This window comes from Anaerotignum sp. (assembly GCF_045122575.1).
Classification (GTDB): domain Bacteria; phylum Bacillota; class Clostridia; order Lachnospirales; family Anaerotignaceae; genus Anaerotignum_A.
On the sequence record NZ_JBGVHV010000196.1, the window covers coordinates 1 to 7,549 of the forward strand.

Annotated in this window: 7 protein-coding genes; all 7 read left to right on the forward strand. The window is 45.3% G+C overall.

All coding sequences use genetic code 11. From position 1 onward, the window contains the following. Nucleotides 1-799, forward strand: a 799-nt coding sequence (argS, locus tag ACJMLT_RS09555) for an arginine--tRNA ligase domain-containing protein (protein ID WP_405730026.1), incomplete at its 5' end; no start/stop codon positions are given. Nucleotides 800-882: 83 nt separating this feature from the next. Continuing rightward, nucleotides 883-1,854, forward strand: coding sequence for a YegS/Rv2252/BmrU family lipid kinase (locus ACJMLT_RS09560; protein WP_405730029.1), 972 nt, complete (start codon nucleotides 883-885; stop codon nucleotides 1,852-1,854). Between the two features lie 160 nt (nucleotides 1,855-2,014). Further along, the gene (locus ACJMLT_RS09565; protein ID WP_405730031.1) at nucleotides 2,015-2,788 is read left to right on the forward strand and encodes a ParA family protein; all 774 of its coding nucleotides are present in this window, start codon (nucleotides 2,015-2,017) and stop codon (nucleotides 2,786-2,788) included. Nucleotide 2,789: 1 nt separating this feature from the next. Beyond that, the gene (locus ACJMLT_RS09570) at nucleotides 2,790-3,698 is read left to right on the forward strand and encodes a ParB/RepB/Spo0J family partition protein (protein WP_405730034.1); all 909 of its coding nucleotides are present in this window, start codon (nucleotides 2,790-2,792) and stop codon (nucleotides 3,696-3,698) included. A gap of 13 nt (nucleotides 3,699-3,711) precedes the next feature. Then, a complete protein-coding gene (locus ACJMLT_RS09575; RefSeq protein ID WP_405730036.1) occupies nucleotides 3,712-4,617 on the forward strand; it encodes a DUF4446 family protein in 906 nt (301 codons plus the stop codon). 205 nt (nucleotides 4,618-4,822) lie between these two features. Next, nucleotides 4,823-5,629 carry an HAD family hydrolase gene (locus tag ACJMLT_RS09580; protein WP_405730039.1) on the forward strand — a complete coding sequence of 269 codons (807 nt, stop codon included), beginning with the start codon at nucleotides 4,823-4,825 and terminating at the stop codon, nucleotides 5,627-5,629. A gap of 757 nt (nucleotides 5,630-6,386) precedes the next feature. Beyond that, a partial coding sequence (gene serS / locus ACJMLT_RS09585) for a serine--tRNA ligase (protein WP_405730042.1) occupies nucleotides 6,387-7,549 on the forward strand: 1,163 nt, incomplete at its 3' end.

Genomic DNA, 7,549 nt, shown 5'->3' on the forward strand with positions numbered 1-7,549 from the left:
TAAAGACGGCGGCACACTGTATGCAACAAGAGATATTACTGCAGCACTGTACCGCAAGAAAACATATAACTTCGATAAATGCGTATATCTGACAGCGTTGGATCAGAACCTGCACTTTGCACAGTGGTTCGAAGTCATCCACAAAATGGGCTACGACTGGTATAAAGATCTGATCCACGTTCCCTTCGGTCTGGTTTCTCTGGACAGCGGTAAGCTTTCCACAAGAAGAGGCCATGTCGTTTTGATGGAAGACCTGCTGAATCAGGCTTGCGCAGAAACAAAGAGAATCATTGAAGAAAAGAACCCCGATCTGGAAAATAAAGAAGAAATCGCAAAACAGGTAGGTATCGGCGCTGTGATCTTTAATGATCTGTATAACTCCAGAATCAAAGACGTTGTTTTCAGCTGGGAAAGAATGCTGAACTTTGACGGCGAAACAGGCCCTTATGTACAGTATACACACGCGCGTGCATGCTCCATCCTGCGCAGAGCCGGTGAACTGAATTTCGATGGTACTGATTTTGCAGCACTGTCCGATGAAGCATCTCTGGATGTATGTAAACTGCTGGAAGCATTCCCCGATAAGATCAAAGATGCAGCAGCAAAACTGGAACCTTCCATTGTAACAAGACATCTGGTTGCCATCGCTCAGGCGTTCAATAAGTTCTACCATGATAACCCCATCCTGAGCAGCGAGGCAGAAGTGAGACAGGCACGTCTGGCCGTTGTTTTTGGCGTACAGACAGTGCTGAAAGAAGGTCTGCGTCTGCTGGGTATCAACGCTCCTGAACAGATGTAAGGAAAGCGTAGCTTTACGAATGGCATGCTTTCATTTCCGAACACCTTGTGAACACTATTATTTGAAAGAAGGCGTATTTTTGTATGAAAAAGTTAAAATTGATCTACAATCCTTTTTCAGGCAATAAAAGCTTTAAATTTGACTTGGACGTTTGTATCGGTATTTTTCAGGAAGGGGGCTATGAGGTACATCCCTTCCGCACCCTGCATCCCGGGGATATCGATGAACATATTGCTACCATGGATCCCAATTATGATGTGATCGTGGCTTCCGGCGGTGACGGCACAGTCAATATTGTCATCAATGCCATGATGCGCAGAGGGCTGCATATTCCTGTGGGGATCATCCCTTCCGGCACAGCTAACGACTTTGCGACTTATCTGGGCTTCAAAAGCGGGAATGTAGAGGATGTCTGCCAGACCATCGTTTCCACAGAACCGGTTCCTATCGACCTGGGTCTGGTCAATGATGATATTTTCTTCATTAACGTGGTGGCCGGCGGCTATTTCACCAACGTTTCTCAGACTGTAGATAAAGATCTGAAAAATGCGCTGGGCAGTCTTTCTTATTACCTGAAAGGGGTAGAGCAGCTGCCTCAGTTCAGAAAGATCCCTTACCGCATCACCACCAGCAAAGAGGTCATCGAAGAAGATCTGTATTTTTACATGATCCTCAATTCTGCCGGCACAGGCGGGTTTACAAACCTTTCCCCCGGGGCACTGGTTACGGATGGGGAGTTTGAGTTTGTAGCGGTAAAAGGGCGCCCTCTGTATGAAATGACACCTACGGTGGTAAAATTGCTGACAGGGGAACATATCCATGATAAAAATATTCTGTATCTGAAGGATACTTATTTTAAAGTAGAATGTCTGGATGATACTTTTAATATCAAGGAAACAACGGTGGATGGCGAAATGGGTCCCGATATGCCTTTTGAAATGCGCGTTATCCCCAGAGCTATTCCTGTTTTCGGTAAATTCGATCAGGTTGCAGAAAAAGCAGAAAATCCTCTGCTGGCTCTGTTCAAAAATGCCGGATTGCCTACAAAATTGTAAACACAAGAGAGTATCGTTCCGATACTCTCTTTTTTATGGTTTCACGTGAAACATTAAAAATTAAAAAAATTAAAGCAATGTTTCACGTGAAACATTGCATTTTTGTTTACCATATTATATTATATATAAAGAAGAAAACGTAAGGAAAGGCGGTAAAAAAATGAGCAAAGTAAGGATCATTGCGGTGACAAACCAGAAGGGTGGCGTAGGCAAAACGACCACTGCCATTAATCTTTCCGCCTGCCTTGCAGCAGCGGGAAAGAAAGTGCTTGCCGTGGATGCAGACCAGCAGGGTAATACCACCAGTGGTCTGGGTCTGGACAAAAACAGCATGCCCGATACCATTTATAACGTGTTTTTAGGAGAAAAAACCATTGAGGAAGTGAAACAGCCTACCTGTGTGGAAGGGCTGGAAGTGATCCCTGCCAACATCAACCTGACAGGGGCAGAGATCGAGCTGATCGGCAACGACCGCAGAGAATACATCCTCCGAGAAGCACTGGAAGAAGTGAAGGATACCTATGATTTCATCGTCATCGACTGTCCTCCTTCTTTGAATATGATTACCGTGAATGCCCTTGTGGCGGCGGATACGGTTCTGGTTCCCATCCAGTGCGAATATTTTGCTTTGGAAGGGCTGGAACAGCTGTTACATACGGTCAATCTGGTGAAAAAACGTCTGAATCCTGCACTGGAGATCGAAGGGATCGTATTTACCATGTATGATGCCAGAACGAATCTTTCTTTGCAGGTAGTGGAGGAAGTGAAACGCTCTCTGGGTCAGAATGTATATCGTACCATCATTCCCAGAAATGTACGCCTTGGGGAATCCCCCAGCCATGGTCTGCCCATCCATCTTTATGACCCCAAATCCAAAGGGGCAGAGGCTTATCAGCTGTTGGCGGAAGAAGTCATGGAAAAGGAGTGGAACTGATATGGCAGTAAAGAAAAAAGGTCTGGGTGCCAAGGGTCTTGGCATCAACGCTCTCATCAACACGGAAATGGAAGATATGAAAGCTTCCAAGCCTGTGGAAAAAAAGAAAACGGAAGAGGCTGTGCTGGAAGTGGAACTGGATCTGATCGAGCCAAACAGAAAACAGCCCAGAAAATATTTTGATGAAGCTGCGCTGGAAGAACTGGCTGCTTCTCTGAAGACCTATGGTATGATCCAGCCCATCGTTGTGAAGAAAAACGGGGAATATTATGAGATCATCGCAGGGGAACGCCGCTGGAGAGCAGCAAAGATCGCCGGTCTGGTGAAAGTTCCAGTGGTCATCAAAAAATGGGAAGAAGGAGAAGCCTTTGAAGCCGCGCTGGTGGAAAACCTGCAGAGAGAAGACCTGAACCCCATGGAAGAAGCGGAAAGCTATCAGAGACTGCAGGAGGAATTTGGTCTCAGTCAGGAAAAGATTGCAGAAAAGGTAGGCAAAAGCCGTTCTGCCATCACAAACAGCCTGCGTCTCTTGCAGTTAGACCCCAGAGTCCGCAATTTTGTAGTGGAAAATAAACTGACAGGGGGACATGCCCGCACACTGCTGCCTGTGATCAATGGGGACGAGCAGTTTGAACTGGCAGAATATATCATTGAAGAAGGTCTGAGTGTGCGTGCCGTGGAAGCTTTGGTGAAAGCCCATCTGGAAAAGGCGGAAAAACCCGCTGAAACAGAGGAAACTTTGTCTAAGGCTGACGAAAGAGAATATCGCGCCATCGAAGATGACCTGAAATCTCTTTTCTCCACAAAGGTAAAACTGAAACCTCTGGGAAAAAGAAATAAAGGTAAAATTGAAATTGAGTATTATTCTGATGAAGATCTGGAACGTCTGCTGGCGCTCCTGAAAAGATAAGGATTGATATAGAATGACATGGATCGAAAATAATGCGGCCTACCTGCTGATTGGACTTGCCGTGGCAGTGGTAGTGCTTTTCATCCTCTGCATCGTGCTGTTCGTCAAGTTCAGCGGGCAGAAAAAGAAATATGATTATTTTATGGGGGCAAACAGAAGACCCTCTCATAATCTGGAAATGAAGATCGAGGAATATTTTGAAACCTCCAAACGGATCGAAGAAAAATATTCCAAATTGCTGGATATGGTCACAGATATGGATAAGACGGATAAAACCAAGATACAGAAAGTGGGGCTGATCCGTTATAACCCCTTTGACGAAATGGGCGGCAACCTCTGTTTCGCGCTGGCTCTGCTGGATGGCTATGATAACGGCGTGGTTCTGAACGGGATCCATAGCCGTACCGGTTCCTTTACCTATGCGAAACCCATTGAAATGGGCGTCAGCACCTACATGCTTTCCGAAGAAGAAATCAAGGCTGTGGAAATGGCGAAAAATCAGGCTTATGAACCTGAACATGAAAAAGTTGTCAAGGTTCGCTTCAAGCCTACCTTCAAACGCAAAGATAAGGATACAGCTATGGAAGACCAGATCACACTGGATCAGGTGGAAATGGTGGAAGTGGATGAAGCAGAAGAAAAGAGACCTGCCAGAACTTCTATCGGCGATGTAACACAGGCGGAAAAAGAACTGATCCTGCAGGAAGAAACGCTGGCAGGCAAAATCGCCGCGGCGGAACTGATCCTGCAGCAGAGAGAAGAAGCCAGAAAAGCTTTGGAAAGTGAAGAAGAGACAGCAAAACCTGTGGAACAGAAGGAACGTACTCTGGAAGAGGAGATCTGTGAAGAAGAACCGATCTTCATGGAACCTGTTTTCATGGAATATCCCAAAGAGGAGGAAGAAAACGAAGAAGAATAAGAAAAAAAGGGGGAGCGCGGCAGCTGGAAAAAGACTGCCGGAGGCCCTCTTTTTTTATCAGAAAAACTGTGGAAAAGTGGAGAAGTTATCCACATTTTGTGGATAACTAAAGGTGTGATGTGTGGAAAAGGATGAGTTCTCCACAATATCAACATGGTTATCCACAGAAATTGTGGAAAAATTTATGTAAACAAAGGAGGACGAAATGGGCTATAAAATGGTATTTTCCGACATGGATGGCACATTATTATGGAAAGGGGTACGCCTTTCTGTGGAAAACTTCGAGGCGATTCAGAGAACTGTGGATAAGGGTGTGGACTTTGTGATCTGCACCGGCCGCGGTGTTTTTGGGGTGGAGCCCTATCTGAAAGAACTGGGGATGATCGGGAAAAAAGGATATGTGATCTGTCAGAATGGTGCGGCGGTTTATGACCTGCGGGATATGTCTCTGGTCATCAAGAAAAGTTTTTCTCCGACCATGGTTCAGCCTGTGGCGGATTTTGCCCGTTCTCTGGGGTCTGTGGCAATGTTTTATTATGACGACCGCAATTTCATGTGTGAAAAACTTTCTGCAGAAGTGGCGGAATATTGCCAGACCATGAAAACAAAACCCCGAGTGATCGATGATCCCATGGATTATGAAGGGGAACTGACCAAGTGCCTGTTCAGCGGCCCCAGAGAAAAACTGGAGCAGATCAAGAAATTTGCAAAAGATTTTCTGGGGGAAACTGTCAATCTCTTCTATTCCAGCGAGACTTATCTGGAACTGGTCATCAGCGGTGTGGATAAGGGATCTGCGCTGGAGGAAACGGCAGGAAAAGCAGGCGTGGCGCTGGAAGAAACCATTGCCATTGGCGACAGCGATAATGACCTGCCCATGATTTTGAAGGCGGGGCTGGGTGTTGCCATGAAAAACGGCGAGGAACATGTGAAGGCAGCCGCAGACTATGTTACAGAAAAAACTGCAGAAGAACATGGTGTGGCAGAAGTGCTGGAAAAATTCATACGATAAAGAAAAAGAGTCTGAAAGGCTCTTTTTTAGCGGAAAGGTTCGGAAAACAGTGCGGGTTTTCTGAATGGAATCCACAAAGCGAGCTTTGCTTGCTTGAGGAGAACAGGGCGTCGCCCGAAGGGTTCGCATCTGTTCATACAAAAAAAGCTCCACTGGAAATCCTGATTTCCAGTGAAGCGAAGCGTTTTTTTGGGGAGTCACGGTACTAGGGGAGATACCGTGACGATGGGGTGCGCGCGCCACCCCGGGGCATATTGTGGTACAAGGAAAAGGGGTTTCTTGTACAATATTAGTATATCATATAGATTGTCATTGATTAAATTGTTTATAATTAAAATAAGATTAGAAAAAACAAAAATATATGAAAAAATCGAATGATCGGTGGGACAAAACTGCCCCATCTTTCGGGAAAATGGGGGTTGAAATTTCAGTCTGATGTGTTATAATATAGCAATCAAGTCAAAATAGCGTTGGCGAAAGCCTGAAGGAAAGCTAAGTTTTTGAAAACTCCTCCAGAGAGTCGGTGGTTGGTGCAAACCGATGGAGAAAAGAAAATGTTCCACTTTCCAAGCGGCCGATGAAAATCGGAAGGGTAAGCCCTTTATAGCTGTTCAAGAGGTCTGCATTTCTTTTGCAGGCAATCTGGGTGGCAACGCGGGAATATACTCTCGTCCCTGTACAATTACCGGGGCGAGATTTTTTTGTACAAAAAATCTTCGACCCAAAGAAATTCACGTATTTTTAAGGAGGTCTTGAAATGTTAGACATCAAATTTGTAAGAGAAAACCCTGAAGTGGTAAAAGAAAACATCCGCAAAAAATTCCAGGATCAGAAACTGCCTCTGGTAGACGAAGTTCTGGAACTGGATAAAGAAAACAGAGCCATCAAACAGGAAGTAGAAGCACTGCGTGCACAGAGAAATAAACTGTCCAAAATGATCGGCGGCCTGATGGCAAAAGGCGAAAAAGAAGAAGCTGAAAAAGTAAAAGCTGAAATCGCTGCTGACGCTGCAAGAACAGAAGAACTGACAGCAAAAGAAAAAGAAGTAGAAGAAAGAATCAAAGTGATCATGATGACAATTCCCAACATCATCGATCCTACTGTTCCCATTGGTAAAGACGACAGCGAAAACGTGGAAAACGAAAAATTTGGCGAACCAGTTGTTCCTGATTTCGAAATCCCTTACCACACAGACATTATGGAATCCTTCGACGGTATCGATCTGGATTCTGCAAGAAAAGTAGCTGGTAACGGCTTCTACTACTTGATGGGCGATATCGCTCGTCTGCACTCTGCAGTACTGACATACGCTAGAGACTTCATGATCGACAGAGGTTTCAAATATTGCATCCCTCCTTTCATGATTCGTTCCAACGTAGTAACAGGCGTAATGAGCTTTACTGAAATGGAAAACATGATGTACAAAATCGAAGGCGAAGACCTGTATCTGATCGGTACATCCGAACACTCCATGATCGGTAAATTCATCGATACACAGAACAAAGCAGAAGACCTGCCTCAGGCTCTGACTTCCTACAGCCCTTGCTTCCGTAAAGAAAAAGGCGCTCACGGTATCGAAGAAAGAGGCGTTTACAGAATCCACCAGTTCGAAAAACAGGAAATGATCGTTGTATGTAACCCCGAAGAAGCACCCATGTGGTACGATAAACTGTGGCAGAACACAGTAGACCTGTTCCGTTCCATGGATATTCCCGTAAGAACACTGGAATGCTGCTCCGGCGACCTGGCTGACCTGAAAGTAAAATCCTGCGACGTTGAAGCATGGTCTCCCAGACAGAAAAAATACTTCGAAGTTGGTTCCTGCTCCAACCTGGGCGATGCACAGGCAAGAAGACTGGGTATCCGTGTTCAGAACGCAGAAGGCAAAAAATACTTCGCTTATACTCTGAACAACACAGT